Origin of the sequence: Mitsuaria chitosanitabida ATCC BAA-476 = NBRC 102408, from assembly GCF_001598255.1 — a bacterium.
In the GTDB taxonomy this organism is placed as follows: Bacteria; Pseudomonadota; Gammaproteobacteria; order Burkholderiales; family Burkholderiaceae_C; genus Roseateles; species Roseateles chitosanitabidus.
Map to the genome: position 1 here is coordinate 29,160 of NZ_BCYP01000034.1, position 23,388 is coordinate 52,547.

Annotated in this window: 22 protein-coding genes; all 22 read right to left on the bottom strand. The window is 67.0% G+C overall.

The annotated features are described in order from the left end of the window. The 22 genes from MCHT01_RS26880 to flhD (MCHT01_RS20790) all read right to left on the bottom strand — a co-directional run bounded on the left by MCHT01_RS26880 (window position 1) and on the right by flhD (MCHT01_RS20790) (window position 23,248). Window positions 1-2,178 (bottom strand): Ig-like domain-containing protein, encoded by a 2,178-nt coding sequence (locus tag MCHT01_RS26880; RefSeq protein WP_218017922.1) that lies wholly within the window; start codon window positions 2,176-2,178, stop codon window positions 1-3. 204 nt (window positions 2,179-2,382) lie between these two features. Next, window positions 2,383-3,627 carry a DUF445 domain-containing protein gene (locus MCHT01_RS20695; protein WP_067068182.1) on the bottom strand — a complete coding sequence of 415 codons (1,245 nt, stop codon included), beginning with the start codon at window positions 3,625-3,627 and terminating at the stop codon, window positions 2,383-2,385. Window positions 3,628-3,795: 168 nt separating this feature from the next. Then, window positions 3,796-4,128 carry a hypothetical protein gene (locus MCHT01_RS26450; RefSeq protein ID WP_148661643.1) on the bottom strand — a complete coding sequence of 111 codons (333 nt, stop codon included), beginning with the start codon at window positions 4,126-4,128 and terminating at the stop codon, window positions 3,796-3,798. A 31-nt stretch (window positions 4,129-4,159) separates the two neighbouring features. After that, window positions 4,160-4,759 (bottom strand): DUF6338 family protein, encoded by a 600-nt coding sequence (locus tag MCHT01_RS20700; RefSeq protein ID WP_067068185.1) that lies wholly within the window; start codon window positions 4,757-4,759, stop codon window positions 4,160-4,162. A gap of 448 nt (window positions 4,760-5,207) precedes the next feature. Next, window positions 5,208-5,552 (bottom strand): hypothetical protein, encoded by a 345-nt coding sequence (locus MCHT01_RS20705; protein ID WP_148661644.1) that lies wholly within the window; start codon window positions 5,550-5,552, stop codon window positions 5,208-5,210. 405 nt (window positions 5,553-5,957) lie between these two features. Then, on the bottom strand, window positions 5,958-7,331 hold the full coding sequence (locus tag MCHT01_RS20710) for a methyl-accepting chemotaxis protein (protein WP_067068191.1): 1,374 nt from the start codon (window positions 7,329-7,331) through the stop codon (window positions 5,958-5,960). Between the two features lie 57 nt (window positions 7,332-7,388). Next, window positions 7,389-8,102 (bottom strand): RNA polymerase sigma factor FliA, encoded by a 714-nt coding sequence (locus MCHT01_RS20715; protein ID WP_067068193.1) that lies wholly within the window; start codon window positions 8,100-8,102, stop codon window positions 7,389-7,391. Between the two features lie 21 nt (window positions 8,103-8,123). Then, window positions 8,124-8,945, bottom strand: coding sequence for a MinD/ParA family ATP-binding protein (locus MCHT01_RS20720; protein ID WP_148661645.1), 822 nt, complete (start codon window positions 8,943-8,945; stop codon window positions 8,124-8,126). A 344-nt stretch (window positions 8,946-9,289) separates the two neighbouring features. Beyond that, window positions 9,290-10,981 carry a flagellar biosynthesis GTPase FlhF gene (gene flhF / locus MCHT01_RS20725; RefSeq protein ID WP_067068195.1) on the bottom strand — a complete coding sequence of 564 codons (1,692 nt, stop codon included), beginning with the start codon at window positions 10,979-10,981 and terminating at the stop codon, window positions 9,290-9,292. Continuing rightward, on the bottom strand, window positions 10,978-13,080 hold the full coding sequence (flhA, locus tag MCHT01_RS20730) for a flagellar biosynthesis protein FlhA (RefSeq protein WP_067068198.1): 2,103 nt from the start codon (window positions 13,078-13,080) through the stop codon (window positions 10,978-10,980). The genes flhF and flhA overlap by 4 nt, the downstream gene beginning before the upstream one ends. A gap of 192 nt (window positions 13,081-13,272) precedes the next feature. Further along, window positions 13,273-14,469: an EscU/YscU/HrcU family type III secretion system export apparatus switch protein gene (locus MCHT01_RS20735; RefSeq protein WP_067068200.1), complete on the bottom strand. Its 1,197-nt coding sequence runs from the start codon at window positions 14,467-14,469 to the stop codon at window positions 13,273-13,275. Window positions 14,470-14,675: 206 nt separating this feature from the next. Beyond that, a complete protein-coding gene (locus MCHT01_RS20740) occupies window positions 14,676-15,314 on the bottom strand; it encodes a protein phosphatase CheZ (RefSeq protein WP_245643487.1) in 639 nt (212 codons plus the stop codon). 16 nt (window positions 15,315-15,330) lie between these two features. Beyond that, window positions 15,331-15,723 (bottom strand): chemotaxis response regulator CheY, encoded by a 393-nt coding sequence (cheY, locus tag MCHT01_RS20745; RefSeq protein ID WP_067068202.1) that lies wholly within the window; start codon window positions 15,721-15,723, stop codon window positions 15,331-15,333. Between the two features lie 99 nt (window positions 15,724-15,822). Further along, a complete protein-coding gene (gene motB / locus MCHT01_RS20750) occupies window positions 15,823-16,770 on the bottom strand; it encodes a flagellar motor protein MotB (RefSeq protein WP_067068205.1) in 948 nt (315 codons plus the stop codon). Between the two features lie 83 nt (window positions 16,771-16,853). Next, a complete protein-coding gene (gene motA, locus MCHT01_RS20755; protein ID WP_067068208.1) occupies window positions 16,854-17,711 on the bottom strand; it encodes a flagellar motor stator protein MotA in 858 nt (285 codons plus the stop codon). Between the two features lie 202 nt (window positions 17,712-17,913). After that, a complete protein-coding gene (locus MCHT01_RS20760) occupies window positions 17,914-18,681 on the bottom strand; it encodes a class I SAM-dependent methyltransferase (protein ID WP_067068210.1) in 768 nt (255 codons plus the stop codon). A gap of 12 nt (window positions 18,682-18,693) precedes the next feature. After that, on the bottom strand, window positions 18,694-19,230 hold the full coding sequence (gene flhC, locus MCHT01_RS20765; RefSeq protein WP_067068212.1) for a flagellar transcriptional regulator FlhC: 537 nt from the start codon (window positions 19,228-19,230) through the stop codon (window positions 18,694-18,696). 48 nt (window positions 19,231-19,278) lie between these two features. After that, a complete protein-coding gene (gene flhD / locus MCHT01_RS20770) occupies window positions 19,279-19,602 on the bottom strand; it encodes a flagellar transcriptional regulator FlhD (RefSeq protein ID WP_067068214.1) in 324 nt (107 codons plus the stop codon). A gap of 256 nt (window positions 19,603-19,858) precedes the next feature. Continuing rightward, a complete protein-coding gene (locus MCHT01_RS25805; RefSeq protein ID WP_169806180.1) occupies window positions 19,859-21,019 on the bottom strand; it encodes an RCC1 domain-containing protein in 1,161 nt (386 codons plus the stop codon). 100 nt (window positions 21,020-21,119) lie between these two features. Further along, window positions 21,120-22,232: a glycosyltransferase gene (locus MCHT01_RS20780; protein ID WP_067068219.1), complete on the bottom strand. Its 1,113-nt coding sequence runs from the start codon at window positions 22,230-22,232 to the stop codon at window positions 21,120-21,122. A 78-nt stretch (window positions 22,233-22,310) separates the two neighbouring features. Further along, window positions 22,311-22,847, bottom strand: a complete 537-nt coding sequence (gene flhC, locus MCHT01_RS20785; protein ID WP_067068221.1) for a flagellar transcriptional regulator FlhC — start codon at window positions 22,845-22,847, stop codon at window positions 22,311-22,313. 77 nt (window positions 22,848-22,924) lie between these two features. Further along, entirely contained in the window at window positions 22,925-23,248 is a 324-nt protein-coding gene (flhD, locus tag MCHT01_RS20790; protein ID WP_067068224.1) for a flagellar transcriptional regulator FlhD, read from the bottom strand. Between the last annotated feature and the right edge of the window lie 140 nt (window positions 23,249-23,388).

The following is a 23,388-nucleotide window of genomic DNA, read 5'->3' on the forward strand; positions in this document are numbered from 1 at the left end:
TCAGACCATGAAGATCTCCGAACCCACCTTCACCGCGATCGGGTCGGACAGCAGGGTGTTCCAGAGCTGGACGGTGTAGTCGACCGTGCCGGACGGCCCTGTCGCGTGCTGCACGAGCAAGGTCACCGTCTGGCTCGAGAAGTCGTTGATCTTCGCGAGCCGCTCCGGGACCGGCGGTCCGCTGCTCATGTCCAGGATCCCGGTCAGGTCGAGGACGTCGCCCTGGTCGGCGCGGTAATTGATGACGCGATCGGAGCCCGTGTAGTCGATGGTCTTGGGCTGCCAGCGGAACACGTCCGCGCCGGACGTGCCCACCAGCAGATCGTTGTCGCCTTTCGCATTCAGCCGCGGCTGCGCGGGTTCGGCGCCCGCGGGCACGATCCAGCTGCTCAGCACGCGATCCGGGCTGACATTGCCGGCGGCGTCGATCTGGCGGATGTGCACCGTCGCGCGCCCGGCGGTCACGCCCGGGTCGAACTGGACCGAGGTCGTGTCCTCCCAGGCCTGATAGATGCTCGGACGCCATTGCCACCGCGCGCCTCCTTCCACGGCGCCCAGCACGACGATGGGATCCGAGGTGATGAGGTCACCGGACAGGCCGGTGTCCTCGCGCAGATAGAGCATCGGCGCGAGCGCGACCCGATCCAGGTCGAACTCGAGGACGCGCAAGCCGCTCTCGTTGCCCGCGGGATCGGTCTGCATGATCTCGATCCGCTTGTGGCCGTCGGCGCCGAAGGCGGTCGACGGGATCGACGCGGTCTTGCTGTCGACCACGCCGGTGACCCAGGCGCCGCCGTCGATGCGGTACTTCCAGACGGCGGCGATCTCCAGTCCGGAGATCGTCAGGCTGCCGTCCTGCGTGTGGCGGTCGCTGCCGCTGGTGCCGGTGTCGTGGTCGAGCTGCGCCATGGGGACGGCCGGCGGCGTGCGATCGAGCACGAACGAGGTCGTCGACTCGGCGTAGTTGCCCGCGCCGTCGTACTGGCGCAGCACCACGGTCCGCAGCCCGTCGGGCACAGCCAGCGTGCGATCGGTCGTCCCCGCTCCGACCCCTTGCCCGCTGTGACCGGTGTCGAACGAATAGCGCCAGAAGCTGCCGGCCTCCGCGCCGACCCGCAGCCCGACGTTGTTGCTGAGCCGGTCCGAGCTCGCGCTCCCGTCCCCGTCCAGCAAGGTGAGCGTCGCGACGGCGGGCGCGGTCCTGTCGAGAACGAAGGAGAAGGTCTGGATCGCGCTGGTCGCGCCGGCGGCATCGATCTGGCGGACGTGCACGGATTTGGCGCCATCGTTGCTGCCGAAGAAGGCCGCCTCGATGCGACGGTTGCCGCTGCCCTCGACCCAATCGATGCCGTCGCGGCTGTACTGCCAGATCGCGCCGGCCACGATGCCGTCGACCACGACCGTCGCATCGCGCGTGCGACCGTCCCGCGTGGAGCGCTGTTCGGGGTCGGCTTCAACCGGCGCGCCTGTGTCGCTGCGCAGGCTCAGCCGTGGCACCGCGGGGCGACTTGGCTCCGGTTCCGGCTCTGGCTTGGGCTCTGGTTCGGGCTTGGGGTCTGGTTTTGGGTCTGGTTTTGGCTCCGGCTCGGGTTTCGGCTCGGGATCTGGCTCCGGCTTGGGCACTGGCTCCGGCTCCGGCTCCGGCTCCGGCTCGGGTTTCGGCTCGGGCTTGGGTTCCGGCTTGGGTTCCGGTTCCGGCTTGGGTTCCGGTTCCGGTTTCGGCTGGGGCTCTGGCTGAGGTTCGGGCCGGGGATCGGGCGTCGGGGTCGGCGAGGGATCGGGTCGGGGTGATGGCGTCGGGTCGGGCGACGGTTTGCTCTCCTCCGGCTGGGGCACGGGCGGCTTGGGTTGAACCTGCACCGGTGGGGCCGAGCCCGTCCCGCCACCGCCTCCCGACGCGACCGCCGCCAAAGTGCCCGCGGCCAGCAGCGCGCCACCGACGTAGAGCGTCGAACCTGCCGCGGGCGCGGCCCCCGAGGCGGCGACCGCCGCGTCGCTCATCTCTTCCTCGGACTCGGCGCGCGACGCAGGCGGGACTTCCTCGTCGGCCGCCACCTCCTTCTCGTCGAGGCGGCGGCGTATCGCGGCATCGTCGGTCTCGCGGCGGGCTCTCTCGAATGTGTCGGTCGGCGACGCGACGGTGCGGGACCGGGCGGTCCCTCTGGTGACTGCGGACATGATGGTGGACCTGGGGAACAAACTGCAAGGAGAGCTGCAGTCTGTCCCTCGCGAGACCGGGCATCGATAGCCCGTTCCTGCATTCCCGGCCAGCGTCTTCCACCCGCCTGAGCAGCCATCCCGCATGAACGAGTGGAAGCCGCCTGGCGTTCTTCAACCTGGCGCTCGGGACCCGGCTCACCGAGCCAGAAAGGCTGGAGGTGGTCAAGCCGCCATCCACACCGTGACCCCATAGAGCACCAGCCCGATCACGCCGCCCACGAGCGTCCCGTTGAGCCGGATGTACTGCAGGTCGCGGCCGACGCTGAGCTCGATCTGCCGCACGAGGCTGCGGTCGTCCCAGGCCTTGACGGTGGTGGCGATGTGATGGGTGATGCCCTCGCGCATGCCGCTCACCATGCGGGCGGCCGACGACAGCACATGCTCGTTGATCGCCTGGGCGAGTCCCGGGTCGCGACCGAGCCGATCGCCGAGCGACGCCAGGGACTGGTCGAGATGGCGGATCAGCACGGAGTCGTCGCGGCGGAGGTCGCGCTCGATGGTGGCGCGGACTTCGGTCCAGACGCCGTCGAGGTAGGCGCGCACGTCGTCGCTCTGCACGATGCGGTCCTTCATCGCGTTGACGTCGCGCGCGAAGTCGGGATCCTGGCGCAGGCGCTCGATGAACTCGACGATCCAGCCATCGAACTGGCGGCGCACGGCGTGATCGGGCTGGGAGAGCGCGGTCTGCACTTCCTCCACCAGCTGCAGCGCGAGTTTGTCGGACAGCGAGTCGGCCATCTTGTCCACATTGGCGATCGTGTCCACCAGCGAGGTCGCCTTGGGCCACTGCGCGCGGGAGAACTTCACCAGCCGCGAGGCGACGAGCGCGCGGACCTCGGGCGTGGCGAGGTAGTCGCGCAGCTTGGACAGCGCGCCGTCCAGCACGTCCTGATGGCGGCCCGCCTTCGTCATCAGGTCGAGCACCGAGGCCGCGGTGACCGTCGCGTTCCACGACAGCGCGCGGGCCACGAGGAACTCGCCGAGGGCGCGGCGCACGGCCTGTTCGTTGAACAGCGAGAGCGCCTCGATGGCCATGGACCGGACCGGTCCGGTGACCTGCGCGAGGTTGGCGGGCACGCGCAGCCAATCGCCGAGACGCGCGGCCGGGTCGAGGATCTCGAGCTTGCGGAGCAGGACCTCGGGATGGAGGAAGTTGTCGCGGACGAACCCGGCGAGGCTGTCGGCGATGCGGTGCTTGCCCTGGGGGATCAGGGCGGTGTGGGGGATGGGCAGGCCGAGCGGATGCCGGAACAGCGCGACGACCGCGAACCAGTCGGCCAGGCCGCCGATGGCGGCCGCCTCGCAGAAGGCCTTGAGCCAGGCCCACGGGCCGCGGGCGCCCATCGCGAGGCTCAGACCGAGCCCGGCCAAGGACAGCAGCAGGCAGCCGAGGGCGACCAGCTTCATGCGGCGGAGGGCGGTGGCGCGAGGATCGGATGGAGATTCAGGCATCAGCGCATGAGAGCAGGCGGGCTACCTGTGCGGAGCGGGGATGCCGGGGGTTTTATCACTGCGGGGGCGGGATGGGGTCAGGTGGAGCCCTTGTAGAGATCCCCCGGCGGAGGTCCGTCCGGATCAGCGAAACATGAGCGGGCTGAATGGATAGTATCCGGGACCACGATGGCGCCCTTCAAGCCCCAGCCAGATTCCAAGAAGAATGCCGATCACGCATCGCGCCGCCAGCAGATAGTCATCTCCCCACGCACCCAAAAAGTACGAACTACCAGCAATGGTCACGAGTGTTTGGCCGAACATGTGACCAAAGGCCAGACAGCCGAGGGCCAGAAATCCGCCCATGAAAGCAAAATCCAACGGACGACGACGCACCGGCCAAATCCACCAGTAAACACACCCACCGCTGAATCCGGGCAGAAGGTAGAAAAATTCTTCGCGAAGATCGAGTTCCATAGCACTCCAAAACACTCAGATTGAATTTCCATCACCGCCCGCTCACGGAAGCCTTCTGAACATGGGACTCCGCTTGCAGGGCGTCCAAGAATTGCACCCATGACACATCCGCCGCGGGTAGCAGGACCGCGGCGCCGTCAGGGCGGAGTTTGTGGAATCGCCCATTCGCCTGAACGAGCGGATGAATCAACAGGAAGTGACCGACCGCCGGATCTTGTGGCCACCCCTCGGGCCAACCGAATATCTTCCGACCGTCCTTCATATGGAGCAGCACATGCGACTGCTCGCCTCGGAAAGCATCGAACCAAGCGAGCGCACTGGAAACCCGCTTGCCTGGAACCCCTCGAACCCGACGTCGCCAATCCCTCTTGAGTCGAAACACCCACCCCGCGACCGTGCCGAGCAACGCACCGACCAAGATCCGCATGACCAGAATCCATGCGCCGAAATTACTCTGAAGATCGCGCAGACCAAACCAGACGACAAACGACACCGTCACCGCCAGAACCACTCGCAACCCGTCGAGATCCTGGCCTTTGCATAGGATGACGTTGAAAAACGCCACGCTGATCAGCCCAGGAAGCAGGAAGATGCAATTTTCCAGGCCTGACTTCAACAAGATCTCAATCATTCAGAGCCCCTCATGAATGGCACCACGACCTGCCCCGTGGGACAAATCTGAAAGTGACTTCTTCGGGAAGTCTGGCAACCGCTCCTGTGCCTTGGCAGGTGGCGACCGCAAGTGACGAGTTGATGGCCAAAGCTTAAGAGCCCGCCCCAAACTCTTCAACGACTCGTTCCAGTCATTTTCTCAACCACTCCAGTGATTGACTTTCGAACGGGATCTCCGAGCCACGCTCGTGTGGACTCCCTCGCTGCCATATTCGTTCGAAAAACACGAACGCCTTAGCAAGACCCTGCGATTCCAGCTTCCTTGGATTGGTTATTAAAGGCGCCCTAAAGATGCTGCGGTCCATCAAACGAAACGAGCGCCACAAAGGCGCTCGTTTTCTTTCTCCGACTTGGCTGTCTACTGCTTGAGCCCTGCCCTCTTTCCGGGGTATGGGGGAGTCGAGACATCAGGACAGTCGGCGGGCTTGGCGGGTCTGGAAGTCGTGCTCCTCGAAGACGGCAATCTCGATCGTGGACAGCAGGCAGTTGGCCTCGTGCAGGAGATCGGCCGAGGCCATCTTGACGTTCCCGCTGTCCGTATTGGCCGTGCCCAACGGGACCTGCGATTCCTTGAGGATCGCGGTCACCTGCGTGAGCCGATCTCGCAGGCTGTAGAGCGCCGCGCGCGTCGTCAGCCCCGGATTCAGCAGGAAGCACCGGGAGCCCACGACCTGCGGCCGGGTGGGTTCGTAGCGGCCGGGGATGTTGTTCAGTTCGCTGATCAGCTCCAGCGAGACCCTGGTTTCGTTCATCAGCGGGCAGCGGTCGAGGATGGGGATGCGAGGGGGTTCCGCTTGCGCCGTGCAGGCGTCGACGGGAGGATTGCGGGGTGGGATTCCGCCGAATGCCGTGGTGGACTTGGCGTCCATCCCGGCGAGTTTGGCGGAGAAGCGATGGGCGGCGTCGGTGACGTCAGCTAGGGTGGAGACCGTAGACATTTGTTGATTCCTCGGGGAGGGTTGATGACACCGCACAGCGGGCGGCCACCCGCTCTTTGATCAGATGATTTAGAGCATCTGGAATGAATCATCGACAGATTCATCCGCCCTCACCATGACTGGAATCTGTAGGGAATCGGGGATTCACCAGATCAACCAGTAGTCGACCGACTGGAATCAGTATTTCGTTCTGGAACGGTACGACAACGGTACGAGTTCCTAGAACCCGAACGCCAACCTCACCCCACCCCAATGCCTCCCGGCCACGGTGACGGGCGCGGACGCCTCCTTGAGCAGCACGAAGTTCCCGCCGCCCATGTCACGGCGGTAGGTCTGGAGCAGGAAGGGCCGCTGGTTGCGCGCCGAGGCCAACCCGGTCCGGTCGTTGAAGATCCGCCGATACCGGCTGTTCGCCGTGTTCCATGCCGTGTCCCCGGACCGCTGCGGCTGGCAGTAGCGCTTGTTGTGCGTCGCCACGTAGCCGTTCCGGTCCACGGCGATGCAGAACACCACCTTGTCCGAGAAGCTCAGCATCCGCTCCTGCACCTCCGGGAACAACTGGTCCGCCAGCGCCGTGAAGCGGGTCGTGACCTGTTGCGGATCGGTCCCGGCCATCGGCTGGTAATGCTCGTCGAAGAGCGCGGACGCATCGATCCGGCCATCCTTCAGCGCGCGCTCCAGCAGCGCGGAAATCTCCGCCGCCGCGCCCTGCACCGCCTGGATGTAGGGCGAGTCCTCGACCTCGATGCCGCTCGAGGCGATCTGCTCGATCATCTGCTCGGACAACCGCAGGAAGCGGTCGCTGCAGGCGAACGCCGCCTCCAGCTTGCGCATCGCCTGCTGGATCTCGACCCCCAGCTCACCCGAGCGCACCGCCAGTTGCTGCGTGGTGGACTGGCTCTCCCGCGCCGATTGCGCGATCTTGTCGACGTCCACCTCCACATCGGCGAAGGCCTGGTGGATGGCGCTCTGCCCGGCCCCGCCGGCCCCGTCGGCACGCAGCTCGCGGCTGAAGTTCTCGATGCGGGAGTCCAGCGTCCCGACCGTGCCCATGATGGCCTTCGAGGAGGCCTCCACCTGAGCGGCCAGATCCTTGACCGCGTCGGCGACGACGCCGAACCCACGGCCCGCCTCGCCGGCGCGCTTGGCCTCGACGGAGGCGTTGAACGCGACCAGCCGGGTCTGCAACGCGATGCGCGTGATGTCGGAGGCGGCGTCCGAGACCTGCCGCAGTGTCGACACGATCCCGCCGACCTCCTGGCCGACGCCGGCCAGCGCCGTGCGCGCGCGCTCCACCGCCTCGCGGGTCAGTTCGGTCGATTGATTGATGCCGTCCTGCGCATGGCGGACCTGCTCGAGCTCGCCGCCCAGCGCCTGCATCGCCTGCGCCTGCGAGAGCACGACCTTCTGCGTGTCCTCCAGCAGACCACGCACTTCGGCGGCATCGCGGCCCAGCTTCGAGACACCGCTCGACAGCTGCCGCACCACCGTGGACGTCTTGCCGTTCGCCGACGACGCGCTCACGAGTCCCGTGTCGTCCGTCGACGCGTCAGGCGCCGCCTTCCCGGCGCGCCCGCGCCATGAGTCCCACATCGGCCGTCTCCCTTTGGGTCTTCGACCACAAGGGGCATGCGGCCGGTTCGGCCTCTTTTACCAGTCGCGCAGCTTCACGCGCAACCGGGCAATCGCTTGGCTGTGCAGCTGGCACACCCGCGATTCGGTCACCTTCAACACCGCGGCGATTTCCTTGAGGTTCATGTCGTGCTCGTAGTACATCGACATGACGTAGCCCTCGCGCTCGGGCAGGTTCTTGATCGCCTCCACCAGCGCCGAACGCATGCGGTGGTCCCGCAGCATGGCCATCGGGTCCGAGGCCTCGTCGCTGACGTGACGGTCCAGGAAGTCGTCGCTGTCGTCGTCCCCGGAGATGTCCTCCAGATAGACCAGCTGCGTGCCGCGCACCTTGCCCAGCATCTCCTGGTACTCGGCCAGCGGGATGCCCATCTCGGCGGCGATCTCGGATTCCTGGGGGGCGCGGCCGAGCTTCTGCTCCAGCTTGTGCACCGCCGTCTCGATCGAGCGCTGCTGGCGACGCGAGCCGCGGCTCATCCAGTCGCTACCACGCAGCTCGTCCAGCATGGCGCCACGGATGCGCTGCGTCGCGAAGGTCTCGAACTGCACGCCCTGCGCCGTGTCGAAGCGCGACAGCGCGTCCGTCAGGCCGATCAGGCCGACCTGGATCAGGTCATCCAGTTCGACGTTGGCCGGCAACTTGGCGATCATCTGGTGCGCGAGACGCCGCACCAGCGGGCTGTACTGCCGAATCAGCGAGTTGTTGTCGAGTTGACCCTTGGCGGTGTACATCTTCTCGTCTCCCATCCGAGGTCAATGCGCAGCCAGTGTCGCACCCGGCTGGGCGCGACCTGCCTTGGGTTGCCACATCGGCCGCGGCCGCAGGGGCATGGCATCGGCGGCGCTGTCCAGCGCCGCGCCAGGCACCGACGCCAGCAGCAGTTCACGCGCCATGTGACGCAGCTCGTGCGTCAGGGGCGCGCTCACCGGCTGGCGAGGATCCATGCAGGCCCACTCGCGCAGCACCGCGCCGAGGAAACCGTCGCCGCAGCTCGACAGCTGCTGGGCGATCCGCTCGGCCAGGCGCAGCTGCGGGTTGCAGGCCAGCAGCAGGCTGTAGACCATCAGGCCAGCGCGCTGCGTCAGCCACTTCATGCCGGCGTAGGCGTGGGTCACGCTCTGCACGTCGGTGTCGGCCAGCAGCACCGGACGCACCTCGCGCGAGACCAGCACCCGGCTCAGCTCCGCCGCGCTGGCGTGCAGCAGCACGACGTCGGCGAAGGGGGCGGCGTCGGTGACGGCCTCGAGGAACTGCGCGGCCGAGCCGTTCGCGTTGATGTAGCGCAGCGGCAGGCCGCGCGCGGCCAGGAAGGACACCTTGGCCGACAACGGCTCCACGCACGCGGCCAGGTCGACCGCCGCCAGATCCGAGGCCGCCGCGGCTTGCTCGCCGGCGTCCACCACCAGCGTGTGCAGGCCCAGCTCGCCGAACGCGGCGCACAGGCCTTCGAGCAGCGTGCCGCTGCCCACCACATGCGGGTTGCTCACCACCGGCACCACGCGCACGCGCGCCGTGGCGAACAGGCGTCGCAGGCCGTCGGCCTGGTCCTTGGGAGCATTGCTGAAGTCGCGCATGGGCTGCTCTTGTCTTCTTTCGAGTTCACTCCAGTCCGCAGAGACTGCACCACTGGAGCCGTTACCGGAAGTTTCGCCCCGAGGCCCTCCCCGTGACGCGGAATTGAAAGGGGGAAACACCCCGCTTTTCTCGACCGGTCCGGGGCGGGTCCGACCCGGACCGCCACCCGCTTCCGGCAGCGCCCTCCCCGCGGTTTCCGTCCCCGGAAACGAAAAAGGAAGGGCCATGCCCTTCCTTGTTTCTAGAACCTCCGCCCTGTTTGGGCAACTCGGACCGCTGACTGACCATCCGGTCAGTCGAGGCAAAGGCGCCACCGAGTGCGCCGGTCTTGCGGATCGCCCGCTCAGTTCAGGCCCATCGGCGATACACCGGGCGTCGCGCCGACCGAGCCGGCCGCGAAGATCAGGTTCACGTCGGCCGAATCCATGCGCCAGGCGGTCTGACCGTGGCTGCGCAGCGCGCGCTGCACCAGCGCCTGGGCCGACAGGCGATGCCAGTCTTCCGGCACGCGCTGACCGTTGGTCACACCCAGCACGCGCAGCTTGTGGCGGATCACCGTGTCCAGCGCCGGGGCCAGCTTCACCGCCTCGTCCAGTTTGGACAGGATGACGCCCTGTGCCTCGGCGCCGCGCCAGGCGCCGACCACGTCCTCGATGGTCTCGCCCTGCTGCGCCGCGTTGACGACCAGGATCCGCTTGATGTTCCTGTGCGCCAGCATGTCCAGCAGCTCGGCGGTGCGGCTGTCGCGCTGGGCCGTGCCGGCCGTGTCGATCAGCACCATCTTCTTGCTCGACAGCAGGTCCAGCAGATCTTCCAGCGAGGCGCGGTCATGCGCCGTGTGCACCGGCACGCCAAGGATGCGGCCGTAGGCGCGCAGCTGCTCGTGAGCGCCGATCCGGTAGGCGTCCAGCGTGATCAGGCCCAGCTGGCTGGCGCCGTACTTGGTGGCGAAGGCCGCGGCGATCTTGGCCGTCGTCGTGGTCTTGCCCACGCCGGTCGAGCCGATCATCGCGAACACGCCGCCCTGGTCTTCCAGCGGGGGCAGTTGCTCGGCGGTCTGCACGTTGCGCGCCAGCACGCCGGAGGCCCAGGTGTGGGATTCCGATTCCTCGGTCATGGTCGCGGGCAGGCCCTCGACCAGCTTGCGCACCAGGGCCGGCGAGAAACCGGCATCCAGCAGCTTCTGGGTCAGGCGCGCCTGCGCCGGCTGGCGCTGCAGCTTCTCCATGAAGGCCAGGGCGCCGAAGCGCTCTTCGATCATGCCCTTCATGGCGCGCAGCTCGGTCATCATTTCCTGCTCGCGGCGGGTCGATGCCGGCATGTCGTTCAGCGGATGCGAGCCGCCGAAGCCGGCGGCGATGCCGCTCAGGTCCTGCGAGGGCTGCACGCGGATCTCGTCGCGCAGCACCGGGGGCACCACGCGCGGCGCGGCGGCCGGCGCGGGCTGTTGTTCGTAGCCTTGGTCGTCGACGCGGCGGGCGCCGAGGGTCTGCATCGCCGAACGCGCGCGCTGGTCGCGCTGCGCGGCCATCGAGGCGACCGACTCGGCCATCTGGCGCGACTGCGAGGCGGCGACCGGCTCGTCCATCATCGGATCGGGCTGGCCGTTGATCTCGGCGGCGCGACGCTTGAGCATGCGCTCGCGCACGTAGTCCTGGAAGGACAGCGTGCTCATGGCCATCGCGTTGACGTCGTCGCCCACCGAGGCGCCGAAGCCGGGTTCGCGTGCGTCACGACCATCGCGGCCGGCCGGCGCGCCGGACAGACGCTGCTTGAGCGCCTGACGCGGTTGCGGATCGGGGCGCTGCGGCGCGGCCTGGCGCTGCTGGGGAGCCGGCTGGCGCGGCGCGGCGGCACGGGGGGCGGATGCCGCCACGCGCTCGATCTGCGACATGCCTTCGGGCGCCATGGCCAGCACCTCGACGCCTTCGGGGCACGACTTGTTCGAGAGCACGACCGCGTCGTCGCCGAAGGCCTGGCGGACCAGGGCCATGGCTTCGCGGGTGTTGCGGGCGGTAAAGCGTTTGACGTTCATGCCGTGCCTCCGATGATGGAGCCGATGCGGATCGTGTGCGTTTCAGGGATCTCGCTGTGTCCCAGGACCTTCAGCCGCGGCGCGGCGCGCTTGAGCAGTCGGGCCAGAGGGGCACGGATGAGATCGGGCACCAGCAGGCAGGCGGGCAGACCCCGGTCCTCCTGGGACTGGGCGGTCTGGGCGGCACTCCGCGCAAGCGTGTCCGCAACACCGGGATCCAGCGCCGCACCGTGCGGCGAGTTCAGGGCTTGCGTGACCAGACGCTCCAGTTCGGGCTCGAGGGCGATGACGTCCAGTTCCTTGGCCGGACCGTAGATCTGCTGCACGATCGCCGGGGCGATGTGGATGCGGATGCGACGGGCCAGCTCGGCCGGATCGGACGTCTGCGTGGCGTTCTCCGCCAGGCTTTCGACGATGGAACGCATGTCGCGGATGTGCACGCCCTCTTCCAGCAGGAACTGGAGGACTCGTTGCAGGGTGGCGACATTGACCATCTTCGGAATCACGTCTTCGATGAGCTGAGGCGCTTGCTTGGTGAGGTGATCCACCAGCTGCTGGGTTTCCACCCGGCCCAACAATCGGGCCGCGTGAACTTGCAGCAAGTGTGAAAGATGCGTGGCCACCACGGTCGCGCAATCAACGACGGTAAAGCCCGCCATTTGCGCCATTTCCCGTTGTCGCTCCTCGATCCAGACCGAGGGCAATCCGAAGGCGGGATCCGTGGTGGGCGTCCCGATCAGCTTCTGCGTCGCGTGACCGGGGTTGATCGCCAGCCACATGCCCGGGTAAGCCTCGGCCTCGCCGATGACCGCGCCGCGCAGCGTGACGCGGTACTGGCTGGGGCGCAGCTCCAGGTTGTCGCGGATGTGGACGGACGGCGGCAGGAAGCCGATCTCCTGGGCGAACTTGCGGCGCACGCCCTTGATGCGGCTCAGCAGGTCGCCTTCGCGCGACTTGTCCACCAGCGTGATCAGGCGGTAGCCCACTTCCAGGCCCAGGGTGTCCACGGGGACCAGGTCGTCCCAGGAGGCCTCGGCATCCGGGTTGGGCACGCCGGCCGCGGCGGCGGCGGGCTTGGCGCGGGATTCGGCCAGCTTCTTGGCTTCTTCCTTCGTGCGCATCCAGTACGCCAGATAGCCCAGGCCACCGGCGATCAGCAGGAAGACCAGGTGCGGCATGCCCGGGATCAGGCCCAGGATGAAGACCACGCCGGCGGTGATGGCGACGGCCTTGGTCGAGCCGAACACCTGGGCGCCGATCATCTGGCCGACGTCCTTGTCCTTGCCCACGCGCGACACGACCAGCGCCGAGGAGACCGAGATCAGCAGCGCCGGGATCTGCGCGACCAGCGCGTCGCCGACGGCCAGCAGGATGTAGCTGTCGGCCGCCTGGCCGGCGCTCAGGCCGTGCTGGGCCACGCCGATGATGAAGCCGCCGACGATGTTGATGAACAGGATCAGCATGCCCGCGATGGCATCGCCGCGGACGAACTTGGACGCACCGTCCATGGAGCCGAAGAAGTCCGCCTCGTCGCCGAGCTCGGCGCGGCGGCGCTTGGCTTCCTTCTCGTCGATCAGGCCGGCGGACAGGTCGGCGTCGATCGCCATCTGCTTGCCGGGCATCGCGTCCAGGGTGAAGCGCGCGCCGACTTCGGCGATGCGCTCCGCGCCCTTGGTCACCACGATGAAGTTGATGACCACCAGGATCGCGAACACGATCAGGCCCACGGCGAAGTTGCCCCCGATCAGGAAGTGGCCGAAGGATTCGATCACCTGGCCGGCCGCGCCGGAGCCGGTGTGGCCCTCCAGCAGCACCACGCGGGTGGAGGCGACGTTCAGCGACAGGCGCAGCAGCGTGGTGATCAGCAGGACGGTGGGGAAGGCGGCGAAGTCCAGCGGCTTGACCATCTGGGAGGCCACCATCATCACCATGATGGACATGGCGATGTTGAAGGTGAAGAACAGGTCGAGCGCGAACGGCGGCAGCGGCAGCACCATCATCGCCAGCACCATCATGATGGCGATGGGGGCCCCCAGCGCCTGCAGGATCGCAGCGCGGGGACCGATCAGGTTTTGCAAACGGGCCATCAGCTCGTTCATCGGGTCTGCCTTCGTGTTCAAACGCCCGACACCGCCGTCGGGCCCCGCCATTGTTCGGCGGGACGGTCTTTCGCTTTAGCGGGATAAGCGGGGGAATCCCCCCTGAAATCGGCCCCGAGCCCGAGGCCGCCGGGCACGTCGCCCGCCCTGGGGCGGCGTCGCGTCCGGCATCGGGCCGTGTTCACCCCGGGATCAGGCCGGCGTGCCCTCGGGGAAGGCGTCGTCCATCTCGTCGGCCGGCGGCGTCCAGCCCGGCTTCTTGTGCGGATCGAGCTCGTCGGGCACCGGCGGGTTCGGCACCGCCTGCGGCGCCATGCCCTGCCCCTTCATCGCGGCCTTGAGCTGGTACACGTAGGCCAGCACCTGCGCCACCGCGCCGAACAGCGCGCCGGGGATCTCGCGGTCCAGCTCGGCGTGGGCGTACAGGGCACGGGCCAGGGCCGGCGCCTGCAGCACCGGGACCTTGTTCTCCTTGGCCAGGTCGCGGATCTTGAAGGCCAGCAGGTCCATGCCCTTGGCCACCACGCGCGGCGCGCCCATCTTGGTCTCGTCGTAGGCGATGGCGACCGCGTAGTGGGTCGGGTTCATCACGACCAGGTCGGCCTTGGGAACCGCGGCCATCATGCGACGCTTGACGATCTCCCGCGCCCGGGCGCGCATCTTGTGCTTCATCTCCAGGTTGCCTTCGGCTTCCTTGAGCTCGTTCTTGGCTTCCTCGCGGGACATGCGCAGGCGCTTCAGGTACTGGAAGCGCTGCAGCGGCACGTCGATCGCGGCGAACAGCGCCAGCGCCAGGCCCAGCAGCGCCAGCCCGCCCATCAGCTGCTTGCCGGCGAAGGCCAGCGCCGCGGGCAGCGGCACCGACATGATCCCGACGAAACCGGCCACGCGGTCCTTGAGCGCCAGCGCACCGACGATGCCCAGCACCAGGGCCAGCAACACCGCCTTCAGGGCTTGCATCAGGTGCTGCCACTGGAACAGCCGGCCGAAGCCGGTCAGCGGATTCAGGTTGGAGAACTTGGGCGCCAGCGGCTTCATCGTGAAGTTCCAGCCGCCGCCGGCCAGGTGCGCGGCGATGGCCGCGGCCGCCAGGATCAGCATCGCCGGCAGCGCCAGCATCGCGCCCTGCCAGGTGAGCACCGACAGGCGCTCGGTCATCATGCCGGCCGTGCGCAGTTGCTCGGCATCGAAGCGCAGCGAGCCCTCGAGCATGCGCTGCAGCTTCTCGACGGCGTACGGCGCCGAGGACGCGAGCAAGGCGCCGCCCGTGACCATCACCGCGAAATGCGGCAGGTCCCGGGAGCGGGGCAGCTGACCTTCCTTGCGCGATCTTTCGATCTTTTTCTGCGAGGCGGGTAAGTTGCGGTCTTGTGCGTCTTGATCGGCCATGAGCGGGTCACGGCTCTATGCCGTGGTGCCGCCATTGTTCGGCCGGAGCGCCCCGGGCCTTGGTCCGATAAGGGGCGGAAATCCGGCGGTCTTCACCGCCCTGCCCGCCCGGTTCCGGCAGGCGGACGCCAGAAAGCGGAAACCCGCGCCGAGGCGCGGGTTTCGGGGGGCGATCGACAAGCGATCGCGGTGCGGCCGACGCGGGCTCAGAAGCCCAGCGAGGCCAGCAGATCGTCCACTTCCGACTGGTTGGCCACCACGTCGGTGCGGCCTTCGTGGCTGACGACCGGCCCTTGCAGGATGCTCGGGTCGACCTTCTCGCGCTGTTCCGGCGGGACCACCGAGACCAGCAGCTTCACCAGCGAGTCTTCCAGGTCGTTGGCCAGCGTCACCACCTTGGCGACGACCTGGCCGGTCAGGTCGTGGAAGTCCTGCGACAGCATGATGTCGGTCAGGTGGGTGTCGATCTTGGAGGTCGAGCTCTCGACTTCCTTGACGAAGTTCAGCACCGCGCCCGAGGCCACGGCGCGCACCGGGTCGGCCGTGATCGCCTGGGCCATCGCGTTGGCGGCCTCGGTGATCTTGGCGTGCTCGGCCTTGGCCTGGTCGACCGAGTTCAGCACCTTGTTGGCGGCGTCGGCGGTCTTGTTGGCGATGTAGGTCAGGCGGCTGCGCGCGTCGGGCAGCCCGTCCGTGGCGACCTGCAGCTTGGGCATGACGCCCAGCTGCTGCATCGTGTCGTGCAGCACGCGCGTGATCGTGCCGATCTGTTGGAACACCTCGGGCGAGACCATCAGGGGCTCGTTGGTCTGCGAGGTCAGTTTGGCCAGCTCTTCCATCTGCATGGTGGACTCCCCAGCATCAGGCCGCAGCGGCCAGCTTTTGCATGATCTTCTGGACTTTTTCTTCCAGAGTCGCCTTGGTGAACGGCTTGACGATGTAGCCCGCCGCACCGCTCTGCGCCGCCAGGACGATGTCCTCCTTGCGGGCCTCGGCCGTCACCATCAGCACGGGGAGGTGCTTCAGGGTCGCGTCTTCCTTGATCGCCTTGAGCAGCTCGAAGCCGTTCATGTTGGGCATGTTGATGTCGCTGACCACGAAGTCGAACTTCGCCTGTTTCAGCATGCTGAGGGCCTCGACGCCATCTTCCGCCTCTTCGGCGTTGTTGTAGCCGATCTCCTTCAGCAGACCGCGCACGATCCGGCGCATGGTCGAGAAGTCGTCGACGATCAAGAATTTCATGTCAGTGCTCATGGCGTTCCTCTGGGGGGACTGGAGGGCTAACGACGGCTAGTCGATTCTTTTGCGGTGTTCCTGTCCGACGGGGACTCGGAGTCGGGCGCATCCGGAGCCTTATCGGCTCGCGGGCGCTGAACTTGAGGGCTGCGGCGCACTGGCCGCCGCGTCCGCCGGTTCGTCGTCCTCGTCGGGCAGGTTCTTCAGCACCGCATCCTCGGCATCGCGATTCATCACGATGATGCTGATGCGGCGATTGATCTGGGCGTTGGGGTCTTTGGGTTCGAGCAGCTTGCTCGACGCCAGACCCTGCACGCGGAGCACCCGGGCATCCGGCAGACCGCCCGCCACCAGCTCGCGTCGCGAGGCGTTGGCACGGTCCGCCGACAGTTCCCAGTTGCTGTAGCCACGCTCGCCCGCAGAAAAGGGTTGCGCATCCGTATGACCTTCCAGCGTCAGCCGGTTGGGCACCTCGGACAGCACGCCGCCCAGTTCCTGCAACAGCTCGCGCATATACGGTTTCACCACCGCGCTGCCACTGTCAAACATCGGACGATTATTCTCGTCCACGATTTGGATGCGCAAGCCCTCGCGAGTCATGTCGAGCCGGATTTGCCCACCTAATGCCGCTAATTTGGGGTTGTCGGCGATGCTCTTCTCGACCTTTTCCTTCAATTGCTGGAGGCGCACGCGCTCCGCGCGCCGCTGCTCTTCCTTCAGCGCCTTCAGATTGATGGTCTTGCGGGGGGATTCGACGTCGCCCGCCTTCACCTGACCGGTCTGGCGCGTCAGGTCCTGACCGCCGCCCTTGATGATGTGCGAAGCGTCGCCCGAGCCCGAGCCGCCGAACATCGCCACCTTCAGCGGAGAGGCGAAATAGTCGGCGATGCCCTTCTTGTCGCCCTCGGTGGTGGAGCCCAGCAGCCACATCAGCAGGAAGAAGGCCATCATCGCCGTCACGAAGTCGGCATAGGCGATCTTCCAGGCGCCGCCGTGGGCGGCATGGCCGCCCTTCTTGACGCGCTTGATGATGATGGGCTGGAGTTTCTTGGCGTCACCGGCCATGTCGGATCACTCCTGGTCGTGCGATTCGTGCGAGTGGAAACGGGGGATGGAGCGGAAGGAATATCCCTGCCGGCAAGGCAGGCTTACTTCTTCTTCACATGCCCTTCCAGCTCGGCGAAGGTCGGGCGTTCGGTCGAATACAGCACCTTGCGTCCGAATTCGATCGCGACCTGCGGCGCATAGCCCTGCATCGAGGCCAGCAGCGTGGTCTTGATGCACTGCAACTCCTTGCCGGCCTCGTCGACCTTGGCCTCGAGCGCGCCCGCCAGCGGCTCGGCGAAGGCGTAGGCCAGCAGAATGCCCAGGAAGGTCCCGACCAGCGCCGAGCCGATCATCCCGCCCAGCACCGCGGGGGGCTGGCCCACCGAGCCCATGGTATTCACCACGCCCAGCACCGCGGCCACGATGCCGAAGGCGGGCAATCCGCCCGCCAGGCGCTGCAGCGCGATCACGGCGAGGAAGGCCTCGTGGTGGTGCGTGTCGATCTCGGCGTCCATCAGCGACTCGATCTCGTGGGCGTTGAGGTTGCCCGAGACCATCATGCGCAGGTAGTCGGTGATGAATTCGGCGACGTGGTGGTCGTTGCCCACCGTCGGATATTTCTGGAACAGCGGCGAGCTGTGCGGGTCCTCGACGTCCTTCTCGATGGACATCAGGCCCTCCTTGCGGGCCTTCTGCAGGATGTCGTAGAGCAGCGCCAGCAGCTCCATGTAGCGGGCCTTGGTGTACTTGCTGCCCTTGAAGCAGTCGCCCAGGCCCTTCATCGTGGCCTTCATGACCTTGGGCGGATTGGTCGCCAGCATGCCGCCGATGGCCGCGCCGAAGATGGTCGTCATCTCGAACGGCAAGGCATGCAGCACGACGCTGATGTTGCCGCCGTGCGCGATGAAGACGCCGAAGATGCAGGCCAGGGCCAGGACCCAACCGATGATGACAAACATGGAAATCGTTCCGTCTTGAAGTTGCCGCCGCGTCCCCTCGCGGTACGGGCCGTCTCATCCCTTATCGACCGGCTTCCCGCCCGCTTGAGCCCGACTCGTCTCGGCCGGTGACTGTCGCGGACGCCGATCGGACGTCGTTCACTGATTTCGCCCGCAAGGCGCCTTCGATGCGGGGGCCGGGTCCGGGCGACCGCCTCGGCGCTCAGCCCTGCAGATCGCGCGCCCGGTAGACATACAGCTGATGCCGCGTGCCCGTGTCCAGCTGCGCGAACACCGGCTGCCCCGGCAGCGGGAAGTCCAGGCTCGCCAGCCAGCTGCCCGGACGCAGCTCCGCGCGCGCCTTGTCCAGCGCGCGTGGCATCGACTCGGGGCGCTGGAACAGGTAGACCAGGTCCGCGTCGCGCCAGGACTGGGCCCACAGATCGCCTCTGGCGATCTCGGCCCAGGGGCAGCGCAGGCGGGCCAGCAGCCACAGGAAGCCACTGTATTCAATCCCCGTCGGCCGCACGCCCGGATAAGCGCGGCGAAGCGCCACCAATCCGTCGCCCAGCCCGCAGCCGGCGTCCAGCACCCGGGCGCCGTCGTGCAACTTCACACGCTCGGGCAAGGCCATGAGCGCGTCGTGGGGAGTGGGGAACAGGGGCGCGTCGGTCCAGCCGCGGCGCGGATAGGCCAGCAGCAGCACGGCCAGCGGGACCAGCCAGATCCAGGCTGGCAGGTCCGTCCCGGTGGCCAGCAGCGCGAGCGGGAAGCCGCCCGCGACGATCAACCGGCGCCAGGTCTGGGCATGGAGACAGGCGAAGAGCAGGCCCAGGCCCGAGGCGACCAGCGCCGCGGGCCAACCGGGACCGAGCAGGCGCCAGACCGCGAAGCAGGCGGCCCAGCTGAGCAGCGCCAGCGTCGGCCAGCGCAACGCGGATGGCGCGGCGGGGTCGCCTTCGGCGGCGGCGCGGGGAAGTCGGGCGGCCATCGGTGCGGCCGCTCAATGCATCTGGATGCCGCCGGCCGCCTTGCCCTTGCCGGCGCGTGCCGGAGGGTTGCACAGGCCGCAGACGTAATGCTTGGCGACCTCGTGCGGGTGGGTCACGAAATGGCCGCCGCACTTGCTGCACTTGGTCATCGTCAGCATGCCGTTGTCCACGAACTTGACCAGACGCCAGGCCCGCGTCACCGACAGCAGCTGCTCCAGGCCCTGCGCCTTGGTCTGCTCGTCGTACAGCTGGAAGGCCTTGATCACCACGTCGATCTCGTCCATCTCCGCGACCTTGTTCAGGTACTCGTGGATGTTGAGGAACAGGCTGGCGTGGATGTTGGGCTGCCAGGTCATGAACCAGTCCGTCGAGAACGGCAGCTGGCCCTTGGACGGGCTCTTGCCCGAGACTTCCTTGTACAGGCGCAGCAGGCGCTCGTAGCTCAGGTCCGTCTCCGATTCCAGCACCTGCAGGCGCGCGCCCAGGTGGATCAGCGTCACGGCGCGCTCGATCTGCTTGGCTTCGGTCAGGATGGACTTGGTGCGCATGTCGGTGTCTCCGGCTTCAGGTCGGGTCGGACGGCGTCGATCTCTAGCTTAGGCGGCTTCCTGATGACGTCCAGCCATCAGGATGGAGGCGTGCAGGCGGGAGACGCTGTCGTTGGCGGCCGGCTTGCCGTGCGAGGTCAGCAGGCTCCACACCAGGTCGTCGTCCATGCGGAAGCGGCACAGCAGCGTGTTGCCCGAGGCGATCTTCAGCATCTGCGCGGCGCTCAGCGTGTTCAGCAGGGTGGCCGTCTCCTCCGAGATGCCCAGGCGGAACAGGGCTTGTTCGCGGTCCGCGCGGATCAGGCTCTGGGCCAGCATCAGGTAGGACAGATTGGCTTCGCGGATCTCGGCGAGGATTTGGTCAGCGTTCATCGTGCGGCTCCTGCGGGGTGTTCGTTGCTGTCGTTGCGTTTCAGCGTGATACGAACTGTAGGGATCCGGACAAGAAGCCAACATCAGGTCGCTTCCATGTAAAGGTTAGGGAGCGCGCCGACGCGTTTGTCAGACAGATTCCTACACGCTGCCGGATCAGCGCCATTGCGGACCGCATATTTGACCGATTGATGACCCTGGCAGCTCCCCCAAGAAAAAATGCCGCCTGGAGGCGGCATTTCTGTCGACGCAGAGGTCAGAAGCCGATCACGTGCTGAGGGAAATTCACGTTGGTTGTATTGCCGGCGCCATGCTGGCCAACCGTATTGGAGCCCCAGCACACCAGTCCATCCACAGAGGACGCGGCGCACGCCGAGCTCGGCCCGATCGCGAAGCGATTGATGACGCCATTCACACCGGTCACGGCGGCCGCATAGCTGCGGTTTGTGTAGTCACCGGTGCCCAATTGTCCAGATCCGTTGTAGCCCCAGCACTTCGCCGCCCCGTCGGTCATCACGGCGCAGGTGCTGCCACCACCGCTCGGCGCATAGATCGACGCCACTCCGGAGGTTAGTCCGGTGACATCGACGGGCGACGTCACCTTGGCGGCCGGGCTCCCCGTCATGCCATTGCCCAACTGACCGTAGTTGAAGTTGCCCCAGCACTTCGCGCCCCCCGAAGCGGTCCTGGCACAGGTGTGGTACTGCCCGGCCACCACGGCGACCGCATCATTGAGATTGGCCACGACCACTGGCGTTTTGGAACTGACGATGGTGCCATTGCCCAGTTGCCCGTCGGTATTCACGCCCCAGCACTTCACCTGTCCATTGGTCAGCACCGCGCAGGTATGCGCCAGGCCCGTCGCGATCCCGACGGCACCCGAGAGGTTCACCACGTCGACCGGCACCAGTCGGGGCGATTGCACGGTGGCGTCGCCCAGTTGCCCGCCGCTGTTTTGCCCCCAGCACTTCACGGCCCCGGTATTCAGCAGTGCGCAGGAGTGGTAAGTCCCGGCGGCCACGGCGCTCACATTGGAAAGTCCGAAGACCTGGACCGGCGCATTGCGCTGCACTTTGCTGCCATCACCCAGTTGGGCGGTGTCATTCCGCCCCCAGCAAACCGCCGAGCCATTGGCGAGCGCGGCGCAGGAATGCTGATAGCCACCCGCAATGGAGGTCACGTTCGCCCCCAGTCCGGTCACGGCAACAGGCTGGGAACTGTTGGCCGCCGTCGAGTTGCCCAATTGCCCTTGGGCATTGGCACCCCAGCAGAAGGCCGCGCCATCGGTCGTCCGCGCGCAGGCATGCGTCGATCCGAGCCCCAGTTCCTCGGCAATCGCGGCCTGGGCATTGCCGGCGAAGGAGGCTGCCAACGGCAGCATCAAGAATGCCAGTGCTTCTGCAGCTAGTCGTTTCATCATTTCTCCCTGTCGATGCGAATTGCATCGCGATCGACTTTATGAGGCTGGCGACTGAGGGCTCTTCCATTTACGGAATGGCTTCGCCCTATCGCACAACTCATGGGGGGATTGACTGTCGCAAAGATTCCGCCTCCTCGGTGCGACCCGTGGCCTCGAGGACCAGCGCCAGGTTGTGCGCCGCGAGGTGGCTGCCGCGTCCCGCGACCGCGCCCGACTGGTCCGGCCGCTCGCCGATCTCCAGGCAACGCCGCCAGGCGTCCTCGATCATGGGGATCAGCACCTCGGCCTGCGCCGGCAGCTCCGCCGCCCAGTCCAGCAGCAGATCGCCCAGCGCGAAGAAGAAGTCGGGCGAATCCGCGCAGGCCTGCAGCTGGGTCTCGGCGAAGACCAGGCCATCGGCGTGGCGCTTCAGCGATTTGAGCCCGAACAGCCGGCGGGCCACGAGGTCGAACCACCACGGGGGCAGCACCGTGTCCTTCGGTGCCGACGTCACGGTCTCCGCCACCATCCCGTTCGTCCCGGCGTCCCCCGGCTCCCCTGACGTCGGCGCAGTCAAGCGCTCCACCGCCTTCGCGAAGGCGGCCTCCGCATCGGCGAAGCGGTCATAGACCGAGTGGTCCTTGCCGAGCTGGTACCAGAGATAGGGGTTGGACGGATCGTCCTGGAGGGCGGCGGTGAGCAACGCCGCGTTGCGTCCCTGCTTCACATGAAGCCGCTCGGGCAGGTAGCCGTCATGCGCGACCTCGATGGCCAACGGGCGAACGGGCAGACGATGCGCGGGCTGCTCGTGGATGCGACCGGTGTAGCGGACGGCGCCAGGCAGCACGCGGCTCAGGCGCGACCGCGCGGTGCCGCCGTCGAAGTGGTCCTGCAGGGCGATGGTGCCGACGAAGTCCGGCGCGGTGGTGCGCAGCGCGTCGAGTGCCGCGCCACTCCCCTCCCCGATCAGCCATTCGTCGGCGTCGAGGACGACATGCCAATCGGCGCCCGCGGCCTCGAGCGCCGCATTGCGCGCGGCGGCGAAGTCATTGATCCACGTGAAATGCGTCACGCGCGCGCCAGCGGCCTCGGCCCGTCGCGCGGTGTCGTCGTCGGAGCCGGTGTCCATCACCAGCATGTCGTCGACGAACGGACGGACGCTGGCCAGCAGCCTCGTGATCGTGGCCGCTTCATTGCGGGCGATCACGACGAGACAGCTGCGCCAGCGCATCGGAGATTGAGGCTTGAGTTCGAGAAGGAATCGGAGCGATTCGGGCGGAGATTCGACGTCGACGCGAGTCGCGCCGAATCAATGCATCTGGATGCCGCCGGCCGCCTTGCCCTTGCCGGCACGCGCCGGGGGGTTGCACAGGCCGCAGACGTAATGCTTGGCGACCTCGTGCGGATGCGTCACGAAGTGGCCGCCGCACTTGCTGCACTTGGTCATCGTCAGCATGCCGTTGTCCACGAACTTGACCAGGCGCCAGGCCCGCGTCACCGACAGCAGCTGCTCCAGGCCCTGCGCCTTGGTCTGCTCGTCGTACAGCTGGAAGGCCTTGATCACCACGTCGATCTCGTCCATCTCCGCGACCTTGTTCAGGTACTCGTGGATGTTGAGGAACAGGCTGGCGTGGATGTTGGGCTGCCAGGTCATGAACCAGTCGGTGGAGAACGGCAGCTGGCCCTTGGACGGGCTCTTGCCCGAGACCTCCTTGTACAGGCGCAGCAGGCGCTCGTAGCTCAGGTCCGTCTCCGACTCCAGCACCTGCAGGCGGGCGCCCAGCTTGATCAGCGTCACGGCGCGTTCGATCTGCTTGGCTTCGGTCAGGATGGACTTGGTACGCATGACGGCTCCGTCTCTTGATAGGGAGGTGTTCTCGGGCGGCAATCGGGTTGCCTGAGCAGGGCTGAAGCCCCGCGGGATCAGGCGGCTTCCTGGTGGCGACCGGCCATCAGGATGGAGGCGTGCAGGCGGGACACGCTGTCGTTGGCGGCCGGCTTGCCGTGCGAGGTCAGCAGGCCCCACACCAGGTCGTCGTCCATGCGGAAGCGGCACAGCAGCGTGTTGCCGGAGGCCATCTTCATCATCTGCGCCGGGCTCAGCGTGTTCAGCAGCGTCGCGGTCTCTTCCGAGATGCCCAGGCGGAACAGCGCTTGTTCGCGGTCCGCGCGGATCAGGCTCTGGGCCAGCATCAGGTAGGACAGGTTGGCTTCGCGAATCTCGGCGAGGATCTGCTCGGTGTTCATCTCGGGGGCTCCTGGTCGGTGGCGTGCTGCGATGGAATGAATTCTGAACAGGCAGCCGCTCCAGCAACATCAGGTTGCCACCAGATACAAGCTACGAAGCCCACCGACGGGCTTGTCAGACGGATTCCTACACGCTGCCA

Excerpts from the sequence above, each read along its gene's own strand:
- MCHT01_RS20720 (WP_148661645.1), bottom strand. The coding sequence starts at position 8,945 with ATGCGCGACTTCAGCAATGCTCCCAAGGACCAGGCCGACGGCCTGCGA.
- MCHT01_RS20715 (WP_067068193.1), bottom strand. The coding sequence starts at position 8,102 with ATGTACACCGCCAAGGGTCAACTCGACAACAACTCGCTGATTCGGCAG.
- flhC (WP_067068212.1), bottom strand. The coding sequence starts at position 19,230 with ATGCGCACCAAGTCCATCCTGACCGAAGCCAAGCAGATCGAGCGCGCC.
- flhD (WP_067068224.1), bottom strand. The coding sequence starts at position 23,248 with ATGAACACCGAGCAGATCCTCGCCGAGATTCGCGAAGCCAACCTGTCC.
- flhC (WP_067068221.1), bottom strand. The coding sequence starts at position 22,847 with ATGCGTACCAAGTCCATCCTGACCGAAGCCAAGCAGATCGAACGCGCC.
- MCHT01_RS20740 (WP_245643487.1), bottom strand. The coding sequence starts at position 15,314 with ATGCAGATGGAAGAGCTGGCCAAACTGACCTCGCAGACCAACGAGCCC.
- MCHT01_RS26880 (WP_218017922.1), bottom strand. The coding sequence starts at position 2,178 with ATGTCCGCAGTCACCAGAGGGACCGCCCGGTCCCGCACCGTCGCGTCG.
- motB (WP_067068205.1), bottom strand. The coding sequence starts at position 16,770 with ATGGCCGGTGACGCCAAGAAACTCCAGCCCATCATCATCAAGCGCGTC.
- cheY (WP_067068202.1), bottom strand. The coding sequence starts at position 15,723 with ATGAGCACTGACATGAAATTCTTGATCGTCGACGACTTCTCGACCATG.
- MCHT01_RS20700 (WP_067068185.1), bottom strand. The coding sequence starts at position 4,759 with ATGATTGAGATCTTGTTGAAGTCAGGCCTGGAAAATTGCATCTTCCTG.
- MCHT01_RS20705 (WP_148661644.1), bottom strand. The coding sequence starts at position 5,552 with ATGAACGAAACCAGGGTCTCGCTGGAGCTGATCAGCGAACTGAACAAC.
- flhD (WP_067068214.1), bottom strand. The coding sequence starts at position 19,602 with ATGAACGCTGACCAAATCCTCGCCGAGATCCGCGAAGCCAATCTGTCC.
- MCHT01_RS20695 (WP_067068182.1), bottom strand. The coding sequence starts at position 3,627 with ATGAAGCTGGTCGCCCTCGGCTGCCTGCTGCTGTCCTTGGCCGGGCTC.
- MCHT01_RS20760 (WP_067068210.1), bottom strand. The coding sequence starts at position 18,681 with ATGGCCGCCCGACTTCCCCGCGCCGCCGCCGAAGGCGACCCCGCCGCG.
- MCHT01_RS20710 (WP_067068191.1), bottom strand. The coding sequence starts at position 7,331 with ATGTGGGACTCATGGCGCGGGCGCGCCGGGAAGGCGGCGCCTGACGCG.
- flhA (WP_067068198.1), bottom strand. The coding sequence starts at position 13,080 with ATGAACGAGCTGATGGCCCGTTTGCAAAACCTGATCGGTCCCCGCGCT.
- MCHT01_RS26450 (WP_148661643.1), bottom strand. The coding sequence starts at position 4,128 with ATGGAACTCGATCTTCGCGAAGAATTTTTCTACCTTCTGCCCGGATTC.
- flhF (WP_067068195.1), bottom strand. The coding sequence starts at position 10,981 with ATGAACGTCAAACGCTTTACCGCCCGCAACACCCGCGAAGCCATGGCC.
- MCHT01_RS20735 (WP_067068200.1), bottom strand. The coding sequence starts at position 14,469 with ATGGCCGATCAAGACGCACAAGACCGCAACTTACCCGCCTCGCAGAAA.
- MCHT01_RS25805 (WP_169806180.1), bottom strand. The coding sequence starts at position 21,019 with ATGAAACGACTAGCTGCAGAAGCACTGGCATTCTTGATGCTGCCGTTG.
- motA (WP_067068208.1), bottom strand. The coding sequence starts at position 17,711 with ATGTTTGTCATCATCGGTTGGGTCCTGGCCCTGGCCTGCATCTTCGGC.
- MCHT01_RS20780 (WP_067068219.1), bottom strand. The coding sequence starts at position 22,232 with ATGCGCTGGCGCAGCTGTCTCGTCGTGATCGCCCGCAATGAAGCGGCC.